Source organism: Alteromonas alvinellae (assembly GCF_902705805.1).
Genome location: NZ_CACSIH010000243.1, coordinates 8,522 through 23,838 on the forward strand (window position 1 = coordinate 8,522; position 15,317 = coordinate 23,838).

21 protein-coding genes and 3 tRNA genes (1 of these 24 cut by a window edge) are annotated in these 15,317 nt (G+C 44.2%); 4 read left to right on the plus strand and 20 right to left on the minus strand.

What is annotated here, in order from left to right:
• The 3 genes from ACX5KA_RS18525 to ACX5KA_RS18535 all read left to right on the plus strand — a co-directional run.
• Positions 1-20, plus strand: a tRNA-Gly gene (locus tag ACX5KA_RS18525) (it extends 56 nt beyond the left edge of the window).
• 41 nt (positions 21-61) lie between these two features.
• Positions 62-135, plus strand: a tRNA-Cys gene (locus ACX5KA_RS18530).
• 59 nt (positions 136-194) lie between these two features.
• Positions 195-281 (plus strand) — tRNA-Leu (locus ACX5KA_RS18535).
• Positions 282-306: 25 nt separating this feature from the next.
• Here ACX5KA_RS18535 and ACX5KA_RS18540 read toward each other — a convergent pair.
• Positions 307-1,560, minus strand: coding sequence for a tyrosine-type recombinase/integrase (locus ACX5KA_RS18540; protein WP_458731856.1), 1,254 nt, complete (start codon positions 1,558-1,560; stop codon positions 307-309).
• Positions 1,544-1,750, minus strand: coding sequence for an excisionase family protein (gene xisR / locus ACX5KA_RS18545; protein WP_458731857.1), 207 nt, complete (start codon positions 1,748-1,750; stop codon positions 1,544-1,546). Before xisR ends, ACX5KA_RS18540 begins: the two co-directional genes overlap by 17 nt.
• 34 nt (positions 1,751-1,784) lie before the next feature.
• Between xisR and ACX5KA_RS18550 the strand changes: the two genes are divergently transcribed.
• Positions 1,785-2,054, plus strand: coding sequence for a hypothetical protein (locus ACX5KA_RS18550; protein WP_458731858.1), 270 nt, complete (start codon positions 1,785-1,787; stop codon positions 2,052-2,054).
• Positions 2,055-2,056: 2 nt separating this feature from the next.
• Here the strand turns inward: ACX5KA_RS18550 and ACX5KA_RS18555 are convergent, their stop codons facing one another.
• The 18 genes from ACX5KA_RS18555 to ACX5KA_RS18640 all read right to left on the minus strand — a co-directional run bounded on the left by ACX5KA_RS18555 (position 2,057) and on the right by ACX5KA_RS18640 (position 15,296).
• Positions 2,057-2,425, minus strand: coding sequence for a hypothetical protein (locus tag ACX5KA_RS18555; protein WP_458731859.1), 369 nt, complete (start codon positions 2,423-2,425; stop codon positions 2,057-2,059).
• The gene (locus ACX5KA_RS18560) at positions 2,422-3,564 is read right to left on the minus strand and encodes an ATP-dependent DNA ligase (protein ID WP_458731860.1); all 1,143 of its coding nucleotides are present in this window, start codon (positions 3,562-3,564) and stop codon (positions 2,422-2,424) included. Before ACX5KA_RS18560 ends, ACX5KA_RS18555 begins: the two co-directional genes overlap by 4 nt.
• A complete protein-coding gene (locus tag ACX5KA_RS18565) occupies positions 3,561-3,746 on the minus strand; it encodes a hypothetical protein (protein WP_458731861.1) in 186 nt (61 codons plus the stop codon). The genes ACX5KA_RS18560 and ACX5KA_RS18565 overlap by 4 nt, the downstream gene beginning before the upstream one ends.
• A gap of 8 nt (positions 3,747-3,754) precedes the next feature.
• Entirely contained in the window at positions 3,755-4,393 is a 639-nt protein-coding gene (locus ACX5KA_RS18570) for a hypothetical protein (protein WP_458731862.1), read from the minus strand.
• 64 nt (positions 4,394-4,457) lie between these two features.
• Complete coding sequence (locus ACX5KA_RS18575) at positions 4,458-4,673, minus strand: hypothetical protein (protein ID WP_458731863.1); 216 nt, start codon at positions 4,671-4,673, stop codon at positions 4,458-4,460.
• Between the two features lie 130 nt (positions 4,674-4,803).
• Positions 4,804-5,763, minus strand: a complete 960-nt coding sequence (locus tag ACX5KA_RS18580) for an FAD-dependent thymidylate synthase (RefSeq protein WP_458731864.1) — start codon at positions 5,761-5,763, stop codon at positions 4,804-4,806.
• Positions 5,760-6,260: a hypothetical protein gene (locus ACX5KA_RS18585; RefSeq protein ID WP_458731865.1), complete on the minus strand. Its 501-nt coding sequence runs from the start codon at positions 6,258-6,260 to the stop codon at positions 5,760-5,762. The genes ACX5KA_RS18580 and ACX5KA_RS18585 overlap by 4 nt, the downstream gene beginning before the upstream one ends.
• 60 nt (positions 6,261-6,320) lie before the next feature.
• Positions 6,321-6,533 carry a hypothetical protein gene (locus tag ACX5KA_RS18590; protein ID WP_458731866.1) on the minus strand — a complete coding sequence of 71 codons (213 nt, stop codon included), beginning with the start codon at positions 6,531-6,533 and terminating at the stop codon, positions 6,321-6,323.
• Between the two features lie 7 nt (positions 6,534-6,540).
• Positions 6,541-7,023, minus strand: a complete 483-nt coding sequence (locus ACX5KA_RS18595; protein WP_458731867.1) for a hypothetical protein — start codon at positions 7,021-7,023, stop codon at positions 6,541-6,543.
• Positions 7,024-7,086: 63 nt separating this feature from the next.
• On the minus strand, positions 7,087-9,663 hold the full coding sequence (locus ACX5KA_RS18600; RefSeq protein ID WP_458731868.1) for a DNA polymerase: 2,577 nt from the start codon (positions 9,661-9,663) through the stop codon (positions 7,087-7,089).
• A 3-nt stretch (positions 9,664-9,666) separates the two neighbouring features.
• Positions 9,667-10,191 carry a hypothetical protein gene (locus tag ACX5KA_RS18605; RefSeq protein ID WP_458731869.1) on the minus strand — a complete coding sequence of 175 codons (525 nt, stop codon included), beginning with the start codon at positions 10,189-10,191 and terminating at the stop codon, positions 9,667-9,669.
• The gene (locus ACX5KA_RS18610) at positions 10,154-11,464 is read right to left on the minus strand and encodes an ATP-dependent DNA helicase (RefSeq protein WP_458731870.1); all 1,311 of its coding nucleotides are present in this window, start codon (positions 11,462-11,464) and stop codon (positions 10,154-10,156) included. Before ACX5KA_RS18610 ends, ACX5KA_RS18605 begins: the two co-directional genes overlap by 38 nt.
• Before the next feature lie 79 nt (positions 11,465-11,543).
• Positions 11,544-11,726 (minus strand): hypothetical protein, encoded by a 183-nt coding sequence (locus ACX5KA_RS18615; protein WP_458731871.1) that lies wholly within the window; start codon positions 11,724-11,726, stop codon positions 11,544-11,546.
• Positions 11,716-12,918, minus strand: a complete 1,203-nt coding sequence (locus ACX5KA_RS18620) for a vWA domain-containing protein (protein ID WP_458731872.1) — start codon at positions 12,916-12,918, stop codon at positions 11,716-11,718. The genes ACX5KA_RS18615 and ACX5KA_RS18620 overlap by 11 nt, the downstream gene beginning before the upstream one ends.
• A gap of 9 nt (positions 12,919-12,927) precedes the next feature.
• Positions 12,928-13,944: an ATP-binding protein gene (locus ACX5KA_RS18625; protein ID WP_458731873.1), complete on the minus strand. Its 1,017-nt coding sequence runs from the start codon at positions 13,942-13,944 to the stop codon at positions 12,928-12,930.
• A gap of 50 nt (positions 13,945-13,994) precedes the next feature.
• Positions 13,995-14,168 carry a hypothetical protein gene (locus tag ACX5KA_RS18630; protein ID WP_458731874.1) on the minus strand — a complete coding sequence of 58 codons (174 nt, stop codon included), beginning with the start codon at positions 14,166-14,168 and terminating at the stop codon, positions 13,995-13,997.
• Positions 14,149-14,781: a deoxynucleotide monophosphate kinase family protein gene (locus ACX5KA_RS18635; protein WP_458731875.1), complete on the minus strand. Its 633-nt coding sequence runs from the start codon at positions 14,779-14,781 to the stop codon at positions 14,149-14,151. Before ACX5KA_RS18635 ends, ACX5KA_RS18630 begins: the two co-directional genes overlap by 20 nt.
• A gap of 2 nt (positions 14,782-14,783) precedes the next feature.
• Positions 14,784-15,296: a helix-turn-helix domain-containing protein gene (locus tag ACX5KA_RS18640; RefSeq protein ID WP_458731876.1), complete on the minus strand. Its 513-nt coding sequence runs from the start codon at positions 15,294-15,296 to the stop codon at positions 14,784-14,786.
• Between the last annotated feature and the right edge of the window lie 21 nt (positions 15,297-15,317).

A 15,317-nucleotide genomic window follows, 5' to 3' on the forward strand; every position in this document is an offset into this window, starting at 1 on the left:
GAATCTCGTTTCCCGCTCCAATCTTTTAGAGATGAGTTTTAATCACGCGCCAGACGCATCTGGCGGAATGGCAGAATGGCTATGCAGCGGATTGCAAATCCGTCTATCTCGGTTCGACTCCGGGTTCCGCCTCCAAACGCTGCAACGCAGCATCAGGTTCTACGCCTGACACCTTTGCTGAAAAGCAACCCGATGCCCGGGTGGTGAAATTGGTAGACACAAGGGATTTAAAATCCCTCGCTGGTAACAGCGTGCCGGTTCAAGTCCGGCCCCGGGCACCATTATTTTTCTAATAAAATCAACAACTTACGCAGATTTCATTTTTTCATGTGACTCAGATGTGACCATATCGATAAGATTCGATACTCGTTCACTCATTCCTGGCATCTCATCATCCATCCATCTGCCGTAATGTTTTTCGAACATCATAATGGAAGTGTGACCCATTTCTCGCATGATCCATCTCTCAGGTGCACCAGTCGTTAATAATCTACTAGCGAATGTGTGACGAGCCTGATTAGGTCCACGATATCGAATGTTGAGTTTCTTAAGAAACGCTTCGAAGAATCTCTCTGCTACACGTGCACTATTTATATAAGGCTCTAGTGTGAATGTGTCAGGGAATACGAAAGTGAGACTTTCCTTCTTCTTTCTACGTTTATCTGATTGAGTGACTTCAACCGTATGCTTACGGTTCATCTTTGAGATACTTTGTTGAGCCAATAATATCTCTTTAGCTTGTCTGGTTAAGTGGACGGTTCTAACGCTGCCTTTTGTCTTTGGTACTTTATAGTCACCACGAACAACAGCACGCTTAATGTAAACCTCACCTTTAACTAGGTCGATATCTTCCCAAGCCAAACAAAGCCATTCAGAAATACGTACACCAGTGTGACAAGCGAAGAGGAACGCGTTGCGTTCTGACTCGCGTGAAGTTTCAGCTTTACCTATTCTAATCAACTCTTCAGTTGTGAATGGATCAGCATTGTCTTCAGAGTCGCGCTCTAAGTTCTTAACATGCTCTAATGGATTGAACTCGATAACTCGGTCAGCCATAGCATCTTTAAAGGCGCCACGTAACGGTGTAAGAATATCGTTTATAGTCTTGTTCGTGAGCTGGCCTAGATCTCTACTGCGCCAACGTTTCACTTCTGACTGCATTAGTGAGTCTATGCGCCTGTTACCAAACTTAGGCTTAAGGTAGTTCTCTACGGTACTCTTGTAGCCACGAAAGGTTTTAGGTGCATATTCAGATTCCTTGGTTTCAAGCCAAGTATCTAATGCTTCAGCAACAGTAGGTATTATTGCTGCTGGCTCAAACAGATCTGCTTTCTTAGAGTCAGGGAAGTGGTTACGGTAACTGAATATCTTGGTCGCAATTTCGTGAAGTACTACGTTCCTTTTATTAAAGGCCCACTTCACATTAGCTTGCGTAGCTTTAAGGTTCTTGAGAGTTTCACGACAACGTACACCTTTATAGTAGAAATCTATAACAATAGATTCCCCGCGTAAGTGTACGCCATCGTAGTCCTTTACAAATTCACTAAGCGGCTTCGCCATCTAATTCCTCAAACAGTTCATCAAGTCTTTCATAATGATACATGATCACACCGTGAACTTTCTTCCAATGAATGCCTTCTTGTAATTTACCTGCAAGTCTGCGCTTTTGGAGATTGTGGTAAGTAAGGCCTTTCAACTCTTCTAATACTTTTGGGTAAACCCAACCTAGCTTAATGTATGTAGCTTTCATATAATGCGCCCCTTATTGCGCTATGAGGAAAATAATGAGTAATAAAAGAACTGGCTACAAACGAGTAGCCAATGTATTTAGCTGGATAGGTACAGCATGGGTTTTAGGTGCTGGAATCGTTACACTGATTATTCAGCTTTTCGATATAAGCGGGTTTCGTCAAATGGGTGCAGATAAAGCACTTACTGCTTCTCTACTATTTATAGTAGGTGCAGTTATCGTCTATGCTATTCCCCAAGGACTGTACCTATTAGGTTGCTATCTTGCGGATGGCTTCAAACCAGATGACAGCAAACAGTGGTAGGTTTAAAGCACAGCTTTAAGTAAATCTACCTGTTCATGCGTCAGTTCAATAGTAACTGGCGTAAGAACGTCTTTACCTGTGATACTGACAGTTACACCTTCGTAGTTAGCCCAACCAGTGCGCTGCACTAAACAACCTTGTATCTCAGTGTAGCGATGAGTTACCGTTACATCTTGCGACTCTACCTCTATTTCTTGTGGAGTTTCTGTTGAACTTAATACAGTTGAGCCACACTGATTACAGTTATAATAAGCTTCACCATCAGGTAAATTACGTTGATGAGCAAATGACTGTGACTTGTCCCTCGAATCATCGACAGACATCACTTCCCAGTTCCCACAAAGACACTCTATGGTTCTATCTCCACTCATACGTCCTCTCTAATACGTAATGCAACGGGGTGGAATGGGCAACCGTCTGCAGTAAGGTTAAAGAATTGGACTGTAAGATACTTGCCAATGTTTTGCTCACCATTGATTGCGTGCTCATGTTTTTCATCTGCATTGCCTGGGGCTGTGACAGAAAACTCAACACCTTTATTGGTTCTACATTTATAGATACCAACTTCAGTGCCTAGTCTACGATTTGGTTTGCCTTTTTCTAGGTCAATGATTTCAAACTCTGCATCTTGGAACGTCTTCACTTTCATTAATGACTTGGAACGTTTGCCTTGCTCGTAACCAATACCATACTGACGAACTATAGTACCTTCGTAACCTTTTGACAGGTATAGAGCGTGACGTTCATCAAGGCTTTGCTGATCTTCAACTTTACGTGAAGCAAGTGGCGACCAGTGCAACGCACATTGGGCGCAGTCTGCTGCCATGAATAAACGCATTACTTTCTCTGAACGCTCCGAGTAACATACATCAAAGTCAGTATCATACACATGGTAGTGCAGGTTAACTGAATCAGGTTGTGGCTTCTTAATTAGTGAGCCAATGTTTTGAAGTGACTCGCCATGTAGGTACAGTTCCCCGTCAAGCGTAGTTCCTGACCAGATACCTTTGTCATACATACCTTGAAGATCTTTAGATATGTGCTCAACAGTCAGTAACTTGCCTTGGCGTGAGTACAACTGAACCTTACCATCTACTACTGTAGCTAACATTCTGTGACCATCTAGCTTAGGTTGCACCGCAACAGGGAAGTCCCATTGCTTAACCTTCTCGATAGGCTGCGCTAACATCGGCTTAATTAAACCAAGGCCATTAGTAGCTACTGAGCCTTCTTCTGGTTTGGTTTCGGTGTACCCGTTGTCAATCTTCTTCGCAACTTTGCTACGAGCTTCGGACACAGCTTGTTCAAGGTAGGTGGTTTCGTTGGCTCGGCCAATGTTCTTTCCTGCTGCATACTCTGTTTCAGTGATTACTTCTTTGCCACCAATGACCTTTGCTGCCGCTACAGTCATAATGGCGCAATGCCCTTCATCTTCTACACGTACACCCCATGTTCCAATTTTACCGTTGGAGTGTGCTTTGTAGAGTAGTTGTTCAAACGATGGGTTCATAGGCTTCCTTCATGGCTGGTAATGACTTCGCGGCTTGTAATGTCGCCGCCTTCTATAAGAAAGGATTCGTCGTTATCCATTTCTTTCTGTACTAAAAGTTCGGCTTCAGCAGGACTCTCTGCTTCTACTATCACATAGCCGCCAACTTCTAGGTTCACCGACACACGATGTTTCTGTTTCATGGTTTTCCTTAGTGATAATAAATTTCTTTCATCTCAAGTCGGGCATACCCGTCCTTGAGTTCTAGTTGGTACTCGGCACCTTCAATGAGATCAGCATTTTTAACTGCTGCTTCAATTGCTAGGAAATTGTCCCAAGCCTGGGACTCTGGCCAAGTAGATGCGTATTTACGGTAGAACTGTCTAATGCCTTTGCGCATGTAGGCAAGGGCGTACTTAGTGAAGTCCTCAAAACTACTAGCGGTGTAGTTATCCGACTCTCTTCTACAACTGTTTCTAGCTAGTTCAATGATTGCAAGGAAGTCTTCATCGAATATGTGCTTGTGAGTTATCGGTACTTTTCTTTGTTCAGCACTTCGTGCGTATATGTCGTATAGTTCAACCAAGTCACGTGATAACCCTACTTCTGTAATTACGCTCGAATACCTTACTCTTACGGCCCATGCTACTGCGATAGCTGACAACTCATCTTCTACTGAACCAATGGCATTAATGCCGTTTACGTGTTCTACGTAGTCATGTGCGAGTAGGGTTCCTGTACCTGTGTCTAACGTTAAGTAGCTTTTTGGTATCTGTTTCTTGTCTCTAAGACCTAGTTCACCCGTTACTGGGCAGGTTTCGCATATAAGTGTTGAGCGTAGTTGGATCATGGTTTTCTCCAGATACAAAAAAGCCACCTAATAAGGTGGCTTGTCGTTTAAATTGATTTACTTACTAAGCAACTAGGTCTTTCAACTTGTCGCGCATGTTCACTGCTAACACTTCGTCTTTTACAGCTTGGTCTGCTTTTGCCTGTTGTTCTCTAGCTTTTTCAGTTAGCTGTTTACGTTTGGCTTCGGCATTTTTGCGTTGCTTCTGCGCTTTAATTGCAGCGCGGTCACATAGCTTTGTGGCTGATTTAAGAAGGGTAGATACAGAAATATTGAACATGATTTTTTACTCAGTAAGGAAGGAATTTAAGAATGGGTGACACGACCTAAAGGGGTCTTTAAATCTGCTTAACAATTTGCTGATTCTGGCTAGTGTCATCGCCTAGCTTGATGCCTATGAGGACATCCAACTATGAGGTTAGGGCTTTCCAGATCTGACCGTGTGGTGAGTCAGTTAAGATTTCGTTCCACTGTTGAGCCAGTGTTTGAATCTCTTTCTGGGCATGTGAGTCGATACGTTGATTGTATGCTCGTTTCCATGCGTTTAATGAAGCGGTCACATAATAGCTTGTAAGCATGTTCTGTGGCAAGAGGCTTCTTACTTGTTCTGGTGCAAAACCATCTTTAATGTCTTCATCGTAATTCTGACCGGCAGCTACTGTTCGGGAACGACTGAACACTGCCATAGCTTTGCTGTCTGGATGAATGTCACCGCTACCTTGCTTAATCGAACCGTCAGGACGACTACGCCACTCTTTTATATGGTAGAACTCAGGCATGTCATCCACGTATCTACGTGACACTTCATTGTAGGTAGTGCCGACCATGTGCTTAAAGCGCTGACGAGCAATGAAGATAGGAATAGTTTCACGCATCGTTACGTCAATGAAAGCAGGGTCTAGTTCAATTTCTGGTTCCCATGCCTGATACTGCGCTGGATTTAGTGTATCTACTTCTGGCATTAATGCTTTGGCACAATGAGGTACTTTTTCAAATAAGAAGTTGATAACAGAGTCACGGTACTCAGGTGTAATCATTCCCATGCGAAGAATGTTAACCCAACCGAATAACGAAGTTCTGAACTTGAACTCACCTGTTTCAAGATTGGTTCTCCATACTGCTGAAGCAATATGTTCAGGGTCGATATTGAGTAGGTTAATGAAAGGTTGGTCTGCAATCAGCGTGAAACGCACATGACTGAACGGAGTCCAGTGCCGGTGATCGGCAAGGTAATGTACCAGACCTTCATCTGAACCTTTTGGTTTATCTTTGCGGAACGTGAATACGCTTGATTCTTTGTCCATTGAGACACGCGCTGCGTTTACGCAGAGCAGGTCGTCATTATTATGTAGTACTAACTCAGCCTTCAATTTTCTTCTCTCAGTTCGTGGTAAGTGCCGTTAATAAGGTCTTGGTATTGGTCAATTGGAACCAAGGCCCATTTGGGTTTTCGTTTGTGCGTGATCACCATAGTCACATCTTCGTCTTCGGGAGCAATGCCCTGACGTAACGTGTCGAAAGGGATAGTAGGTGCGTCAATACCTAGACGAGGAATGTCACGAATTTTGTGTTGGGTGATCTTGGCGTAAACCATCTGCTCACTAATGCCTAGCGCTTCTGCCATCTCAGGAGGGCTGTAACACTCTTTCCAAAGGACTTTAAGGCTTTCTATGATCTGCTCTTCACGCTTCTCTGAGCCGCTTGGCAGCTTCCAAAGCTTGCGTCTACTCCATATTGTGTCTTTGGTTACACCGAATATGAATGCGATTTCTGAGTCAGATTTACATTTGTTAATGAGGTCTTCGATCTCGGCTCTATCCGATTCGAAAGGTGGTTTGCGGAGAATAGGGGGGAATGTTCTGTTCATGTGGGACTTATAGAAGTGGTGGAACAGAGCATTCCCTGTTCCACTTAGTGTGGAAAGGGTTTAGCGCATACGTTGTGCGCGTAAGTATTTCTCATAGTCTGTGGCGCAATCTGCATCACAGAAAAGTTTCTGGTCTTCAACTGGCTCTTCGCAATTATGACAACTGCCTTTAGCTAGTAAAGTTGGTTTAGCGTTAGCGCGTGCGGCAGCAATAGCGCGTTGACGGGATTCTTCTTCAATGGCTGAAGCTTTATCAACTGGATCTGCAAACATAATGACCTCATGCAGTAAGTGGTAAGATTTCGTTTTCTTCGTTCTTCACGAACTCCAATGCACCAAGTTGCGTTAACAACTTATACGCCTGGTCTTCGTTCCAAATGTGCTTGTATGGGGTAGCCAGCCAACCAACACTCAGTAAGTGCTTTCTATTGAATCCGTCAATTAGGGTCTTGTGGTGCTTGTTTAAGGTATTAACCATGTCCTTCTGAAACTGAGGGTCTGTGACCTCAATCTCTTCAGATTTCATGTATGGCTTACCAAAATCGTCAATCCCGAAAACAGCAATAAATACAGTCCATTTGTGCCGAATATTCGAAATGAGTTGGAAAGTGTCCTGTGTCATGGGGATTAACTGAGAACTAGTTAATGATAGGAACTGACACGGACCTTGTGCAGGAACACAACCGATAGCTGTGTTTTTTAGCCGTGCTCTGGCAAGAGCTTCGGCCTGTTTCAGCGGGTTAAACTTCTTCCGCTTGCGCATAACAGTACCTGTTTAAATTATAAAATCAAGGGGAAAAGCCCTACAAACGTAGGGCAATCCGGTTTACGCAGCTTCTGCTTCTGTTAAAAAGTCTTTGATAACTGCTTTGATAGTGCTCTGGTCGGCACCATTTGGTAGTTCGATTTCGTCTTTCCAAGTCGGGTAGAAAAGTGATAGTTCACCACCTAAGCCAACACTGTCATGTTGTATCTCAGGTAGGTCTTGCCACTCCATACACTCCACTAGGTTGCTGTTCAACCACTCAACTGCCGCTAGGTCGTCACGTACTAAGAAGTACTGGGCATCGTGGATGTGGGCTACTGGTAGAATGTCGTATCGGAAGTCTGAATCGAATGTGCGCTCTTGCAACTCAATGCCAGCGCGATTGTTAAGCAAGCCGTAAGATTGGCCAAGTGCGTTACCTGCGGTACGTCCTTCTGATTTAGCTTCGTAAGGGGTTCTAGATGAGCCCATCAAACATTGCTTAATCACTGGCGTTCTTACTCTTAGACCGAAAGCGACTGTGACGTAACCGTCGATAGCAGCCTGGTCAATCTTCTCTTGAACCCAATTATCTGACCACTCATATAAGCGGTGATAGTTGCGCTCAATAGACTGTGCTTCTTCTTTGGTTAGTCCAAGGCCCATCAATCCGTGGTATGTCCCACCATAGGTGAGTAGGAATGTTGGTGACTTAGACTTCTGCCTGAACTCAGGGTATTTCTTCTTGATACTGTTAATCGACTCAACGGAGTTGGGGTCGATGTCGAGCATGTTGTTTCCAAAGTACCCGTAAGCCCGTAGACAGTGCCCATCGTAACCATCGGTATAAACCTTTAGCTTCTCTGGGTCTTTAGTGGTTAAGGCTGAAATGCGGTCTTCTAGTGAAGCAAAGTCTGCTCCCATGAATACCCAGCCTTCAGGTGCTGCAAAGCACGACTTAACCAGTTTTGCATACGTTGCCCCTGTTGAGGGAATGTTCTGCATGTTCGGGCCTGACGAACTAAGTCGGCCTGATACTGTACCGCCAATGTTAAAGTTACCATGCAAGTAGTAGTGCCCGTCAGACTTAAGAACGGCACCTTCAAATGCTTTGATAAACGTACCCAAGATCTTATCTGCGTCAAAGAACGCAACGCAGGTCTTAAGTAACTCTTTAATGTCTTCACGCTCGGTGACTGCGTAAAGCTTCATTAGCGTTTCACCACCGCAAGCTCCTGCACCACTATCGGTTTTATCGATAATGTCGAACTGCAAGTAGTTATACAGGAAGCGCTGCATCATCGGATTTGAGTTAGGGTTGAAGACGATGTGTTCAAAGTCTTCTATTGGTTTAACCTTTGTCTTCAATTCCGCGTTGCGCTTATTCATCGCTGCTTCACGTTCTAGGTACACGAACTGTTCAATGTCAGGGTGTGACTGAAGCACCTTGTGACATCGAGCAATCTCTTTCTCTAGCACGCTACGTGCATATTTGACCTGCGCCATATCAATAGGCATACCGGTCAATTCCATCTGCAGTACGACTTTCACGGAAGGTTTTAACATCTTCTCGTAAACGTCCAACTGATTGTCTTTGACCATAGTTGGGTAATGCTTATTAAATACGTACCAAGTAGCTAGAGTGTCCTTGAGCTGGTATACCTCAAGTTGCTCTTTGGTTAGCTTGGTAATGTCTGTCACATCTTCGGCAAAGTTGCCTGTGAACTCATGCGATTGGTCTTTCAAGCCAAGGCTGTTACCTGCACAAGAGTTTGTGGCCACATAAGTAATTAACTTAGTGTCATCGAAATTACGGGTAAGTACTTCGATCCCTTGTTGCTTACCAATCTCGTCAAGAAGGCCACTCATAAACAGTGTATTTATGAGTATTTTCATATCGAAGTTGGCGTTGTGATAGATGCACTTACCGCGATAAGTAAAGAAGAAATCTTTAAGCAGCTCTCTCACTTTACTGTTTGGTTCGTGGTAATCATCACACCAGATAACTACGCCGTTATGTTGATCCCAGGCAAAGCCAATAGTCACAACACCGGTTTCCCAGAACTTAAGACTCAGCGTTTCGGTGTCAACCGCTAACGCGTCATACTGCTTAAGGTCTTGGAGTACAGAATAGACCTCATTAGGGTCACGTATGTATTTCGCTGAGTGAATGATGTTAGTACCAATTTCTTTGTACTGTCCTTTACTCACATCAGCTAGGGTTTTAAGGCCCATGTCCAGTTTGTCTTTCAGGTCTGGGTTATAGAATAGGGCAGAGTAGTTCACACCAAGTATGACCTGCATATCCGTGTAACCATCTACGATGCACGGTAACGCATAGCCGTGGTGCGGCTCTGCTTTCTTCTCACCTGTTAATACTTTGAAGTACTCAGCATCAGGTACATATAAGTACTTAACGCCTTGTTCTTTAAGTATCGGCATAAGGTCTTGTAGGTAAGCACGCATTACCTTTACAGGGGCTTTCTTACCTTTCGGGCCGTATACCAAGTCAAACGCTATTACGTCCTTTGGTTTAATACCGAGGGAACGTAACGGCTGAATGTAGTTTGTCTCCATTTGAGACTGTTTAAGTGACGAGCTCTTTATAAGAATCGCAACCTTAAACTCTGTGTTATCTCTGAAGATAATGTGTTGCATGTGTTATGCCTTTAGCGTGTTAAGAATCAACTGCATCTTTAACAACTTCACGCCTTCGGCACTTTCCTCAAGGTACTGCGAAACCTCTATCTCATTTAGTGAAGGCTCAACACTGTCGATCTTCTCTGGTAAAGCGGATTTCACACAATCGGGGAATAACAAATGTAAATCGGTTGAGTTACCTGCCTTGTTTAGTGTCTGGTTTATATAACCATTCACTTCATGTTGGCGGTAGGTATGTCGTTCCCATTCGTCACTGTGGCCTTGAAACTCATCAACGAGTGAAGCGTGTAGTCTTCGTAATTGGAAAGGCTGTAGCTTTGCTAGGGAGTGAATGAAAGGCTCTCCGCGAAATCTGAACCCGGCAACAGAGTCAGTTTTTTCCCTTTGAGCCAATGCAATTCTATCTACAACCTTTTGCCGCGATGCGTGGAACGCATCTAAAATCAATTGCTGAATTTGTTGCTGTGCCTGTACTTTCCAGTAGCGATTAGGCGACTTCTGATTTGAGTGCTGTTGCGATGTCAATGCGTTCTTCTCCAAGGTAATGTGGTGGGAGTTCCCCGCACATAACTATTTCCATAGAAGGACGGGACGTTGCTACATAAAGTAAACGGGCTACATCATCTGCGTTTTCGCACGTACCAATGTCACTCAGGTCAATAAAGACTTTGCCGTAAGTAGAACCTTGGGATTTGTGGACAGTAGATGCGTAGGCAGGGCGCAAGTCACCCCATTGATCTTTCACTTCGAAGTACTTCTTCCAGTTCTTCTCACTGGCTAGTTTCTTCAATAGCATTTTGACCTTCCATCGCTCAATTGGGACGAATAGGTCTTGACGCTTTTTAAGGTTAACTAAGTAACCCTCTACGCCATCTATTACGGTTGTCGATACGTCTTTAACCTGTACCGCTACGTCAGTGCCATAGCAGATGTTTTCAGAGTTAGGTTCCATAATAGGCTTGTTTGTGATGAGCGTTTCACCTTCGGTTATTAACTCATTAACGCCACGACACTCACGAATAAAGCTGTTGTAAGCTGATACGCGGTTGTTAGTCCAAGCCAGAACTTTAGCTGACTGATCTGGTACAAATGAGTGGTGACGGAAAGTGTTTCGAATGTCTTCTTCGAACTCTGCAGGGGAAACGTGCTTAACAGCGAAACCATCAGTAATCAGTGGTTTAAATTGACCTGTGTGCACGGTTTCACGGTATTGCCCAGATAGTTCTGAGATAGTGCCGTTGTTACGCATAATCGTTTCAAGGCGTACCGTAGGTATGCCTGCATCGAAGATAGGGGACTTCTCTGCGTTGACGCTAATAAGCTGTGCAGGATCACCCATGTAAAGTACTTTGCAATCGGCTGCTAGGTAGTCGATGTACTCTTTTAGTTTGTCATCAATGAAACTGGCTTCATCAATGATAATAAGCTGGTTGTATAACTTCTCTGCTCGCTGACCTGGTTGCAAACTTGTCGTACCATCGGCCCAATTGTTTCGTAGGATTAAGCCAAGGTGACTATGAATGGTCAGGGGGTCAATGCCCATAGTTTCTGACAATACGCGTGCAGCTTTTCGCGTGGTCGCTGTAATAGCGATGCCTTCGAACTCAGGCCATTTCTTGCCTAGTAGTTCGTAAGACTCTTGAAACTTGCTGAAGTTATCGAGCAGATACGATACAAGCGTTGTTTTACCTGTACCCGCGTAACCTTCTAGAACGAACTCATGTTGTTCAGGGTCTAGAAGAAAAGAAATGATTGAACGGATCGCCTTCTCTTGGCAATCGTTTAAAGTGAGTGCCATGAGGCTTCCTTGTTAAAAATACCGCACAAGGGGCTTTTGGGTCATCTAGGGAAGATGGCCCCAAGTACGGTGAAAGTGGTTAATTAAGTAATGCCATAATTAGTGCTGCCACTAATATTGCGATGGTGACTTGGTAGGCATTTATGTATCTTTTGAGTCTGTACCTACTGGTAATCAGGATAGTGTAGAGGTGCTCTAAATCACTGCGAGGTAAATCTCTTGCTCTTACTTTTGCAGCCTCTGAAAACTGTTCATACTTCAAATCGAATTACCTTACCTCGCTTAGGAGTAAATTCTTTGTCACCTTCGATAATCCAATAAACAGGAACATCTAAGGGAATCCACTCATTTTCTAGGTCGAACCAACCGTCACTGAATATCACTAAAGCTTTTGGCTTATTTGTGTGTGCGTATTCAAGGACGGGTTCAATGCTTGTGCCACCGTCACCTACGAGTTGTATCTCTAAAACGTCAGCCGCTTCTTTGATAGTTGTCTCTGTGGTGATTTCAGTGTTGAAACCCAAAACCTTAGTCTGCGTAGGCTTAAGTTTTGTATGGATTTCATGTATTTCTGAAATGAATTGGTCGATTTGACCGGGTCCGACTGAACCAGATACATCAACAGCAACTGTTATCTCTGTAAGACTTTCAGAGTACTGTGTAGGCATGAAATAATCAGGCATGTATCTGCGGTTAGGTTTTTGATATGAGTAATCAGCAGCAGCTAAGTCGCTCATGTGATTGGCTAATATCTTGAACCACGGCAGCTTCGGAGAAAGCAAATTATCTAAGAAGATCTTCACTTCGCCTGGGACGTTACCCCAACCATCAACTTGTTCGGCCAGAATAGATGCACGTTGTATTGTGTCTATGGTTTCAGATTCAATCTCATCCCATTCAACACCGTCATCCTCTTCAGGTATATCGAAGTCATCGTCAGCTTCGTCAACAAAGTTTACTAGGGCACTAAAGCTGTACACTTCACCTGTGTCGTGGTCGAACCAACCATCTTCTTGATCGAAGTTTTGCGCTTCTTCCTGTGCTCGTTTAATAACAAGGTCGTAGGCCTCTTCTGAGGTCAAGTTCTCAAAGTCCTCGTCATAGTTCCAATCACTAGGAACTTCGAAGCCTTGGTCGTGCAGAAGTGCAGTAATCACGTACTCGGTAGCAGACTTCCAAGTTCGGTAGTCTTTACCTTTGCCGCGAATAGGGTGCTGCAGAGCAACACGGTATGCAGCTCTGGCCAAGAACGCTAAACGTTCACCGGCTGTCAGTTGCATGAAGTACTCAGGGTTTACCAAAAGGTAAACCCCGTTAGTTTGAGAAGTTAGTGTTCTCTCGCTCCAGTTGAAGCGCAAACTGAATAGTATCGTGGTTAAAAACACACTATCAGGGCGAGAGATTAACTGTATCTTTGCTGCATCGAGTGCAGTTGTAAGTTCTTCAGTTTGCATAATGCTTCCTTACAGTAGGACAGACAGTTCTAGTGCTTTGTCCATGAACAATTGGTTCTCGGCAATGCGTGGGAAACGTCGGCTCATGTCACGAATTGTGATCACTTGGAACTCACGCGGCATACGGTTTACGTATGTAAGCAGCGCTGTAGCGTTAGTGCTAGTAACGTTGTCAGCTAGTACACCTGATAGGGCGTAAAGCGTTCCACCGTTGTGACCGGGCATTAAGGCGCCATTAGGGTCTGCTTGAATTGTGCTGATCTTAGGTAGCTGATCAAAGACTTGGTTAAACGCGATAAATTCACGTGCCGGCCCTTCACCCAATGTACCTGCTAATAGCGGTAGCGCTGATGGACCTACTTCGTCTAGCTGCTGCAATAACTTGCTTGCAAATTCCCATGTACGAGGACACGCAAACGTATAGTCTGTGTGGTCTGGGTCAAACATTTGTAGGCTGCTTGGCTTGTACTGAATGTACGATACGATGCGCGGGTCGAACTCTTTTTGCTGTGCGTACTCAATCCAATCAACAGTACTTACTGCCAGTTCTATGTGAATAAGGCGCGACTGCATAGCTGTGCTTGCACGTGTAGTGAATGCACCGTCTGACTCTAAGTTACCGGCGGCAACAATTGCGACTTTTGAGTGAAGCTTACGTCCACCGACTGCACGGTCTAGGATTAACTTGTATGCTGCTTTCTGAACAGACTCAGGGGCGTGAGGCAATTCATCTAGGAACAGTAACCAACCGTCTTTACCTTCAGGTAATTCGTCACCTTCAACAGGGAAGGTATCAAACGGCACGTAAGTCGCTTTACTGTTAATGATTTGAGGGAAGCCCTTCAAGTCAGTTGGGTCATTGTTTGCAAGACGTTCATCGATAAGCGTCAAGTTAAAGTCATTAGCTACTTGTGCAACGATGTCAGATTTACCTGTTCCTGGTGATCCATGAATCATAGGTACAAGGCCTGCGCGAATAACTGTAGCAATCATATCTACAGCCGTACTGGGTTTTACTGCGTTCATGTGGAGTTTTCCTTTTTGATAATCGCAAGAGGGTACGGAGTACCCATTAATTACATTTCGAATCGCTCAAACTCAGTGTGGCTGGCGATAGCCAGAACACGGTGTTCTTGCTCATGTAGATATTCTTCGAACTGTTGGTAGGCTTGGGGAACCGTTACGGCTCCCATGGTTTCGAACTCAAAGTTCTTACCGTCAATTGTGGCTTTACATAGATACTCGGTCATTTACTGTTACCTCGTACATTTCGTCAGGTAGAGCGTTGATCGCAAGTATCTGGTTAAAGACGTTTATGATGTTGCGGTTGAAGTTAGGGTTCTTCGGATTAGGTACAATGTAATCGTTCCCTATGGTTTGAATACCTTTTTCAGACTCATGTTGATCGTCACCTTCATACGCGTAACGTATAGTTGGTATGACTTGGGCGATATGTCCTTGCTTCTGGCTTCGAATGTGATTGGCTTCATTGTCAAAGCGCACATCAGTAACCAGTACTATGTCAGTGTCTGAAAGGTCAATTTGTGCACCAGTGACAATAAGCCAAAGATTATTGTTTACTAAGTCCCGACCCCAGTTGGTACCAAGAGTTTGCATTAGATAACGTGGTGACACCCCAAACTGAGGTATCGTTGTCTCTTTGGCTTCCTGTGTTGCAAAGTGCTCATCAGTAAGGCCAAGGCCTACCTTAAGCATTTCTTTGATTGGGTCAGCGTAGGCGAGTTCTGTTACTGTGTAACCTGAGTCTTCTGCATAGTTACGGATGATGGTTGCAGCGTAGTTTTTACCTGCACCTTTCTGACCAGCAATACCTATAACAATAGGCTTCTTAACGTTCAACATATCTATGCCTCTTTTGCTTTAGGGTAAAGTTCTAAGAACATTTCTGTGAAGGAGTACGTCTTGTCTTCGTTAATCGTTATGTAGCCACGTTCACGTGCCACAAGTAACATCAGACTTACTGAGGTGTGGGATATGCCTAGTTGTTTCGCTATATCCTTTGTACGTACTCTTTTGTTCTTAAGCTCCACACCAATAGACAAGCGGTATGGGTGCTCTAAGATCATCAACTCAGTTCTGTCATACCGTGCAACAGTACTCTCAGTACGCTCGTCAGGACGGGTTGAACGCTGTAAGGTGTGACGCAAAATACCTTCTTTGTAATTGCGCTTACGCTCTTCAATGACCTCTTGGTCTGCGTCTTCTTTGATTTCACCGCTGATGATAAATGCTTCACCAGATGTAGTGTCAAAGGCTGTTAGCAGGGTCACAACGTCATCACGTAATTCACGTAATGTAATGGTTCTGCCTACTAACTCTGATAATTTGGTGGTCTTAAGACCTTTAATGCTGCTCATTTCATGCTCCAAATAAAAAAG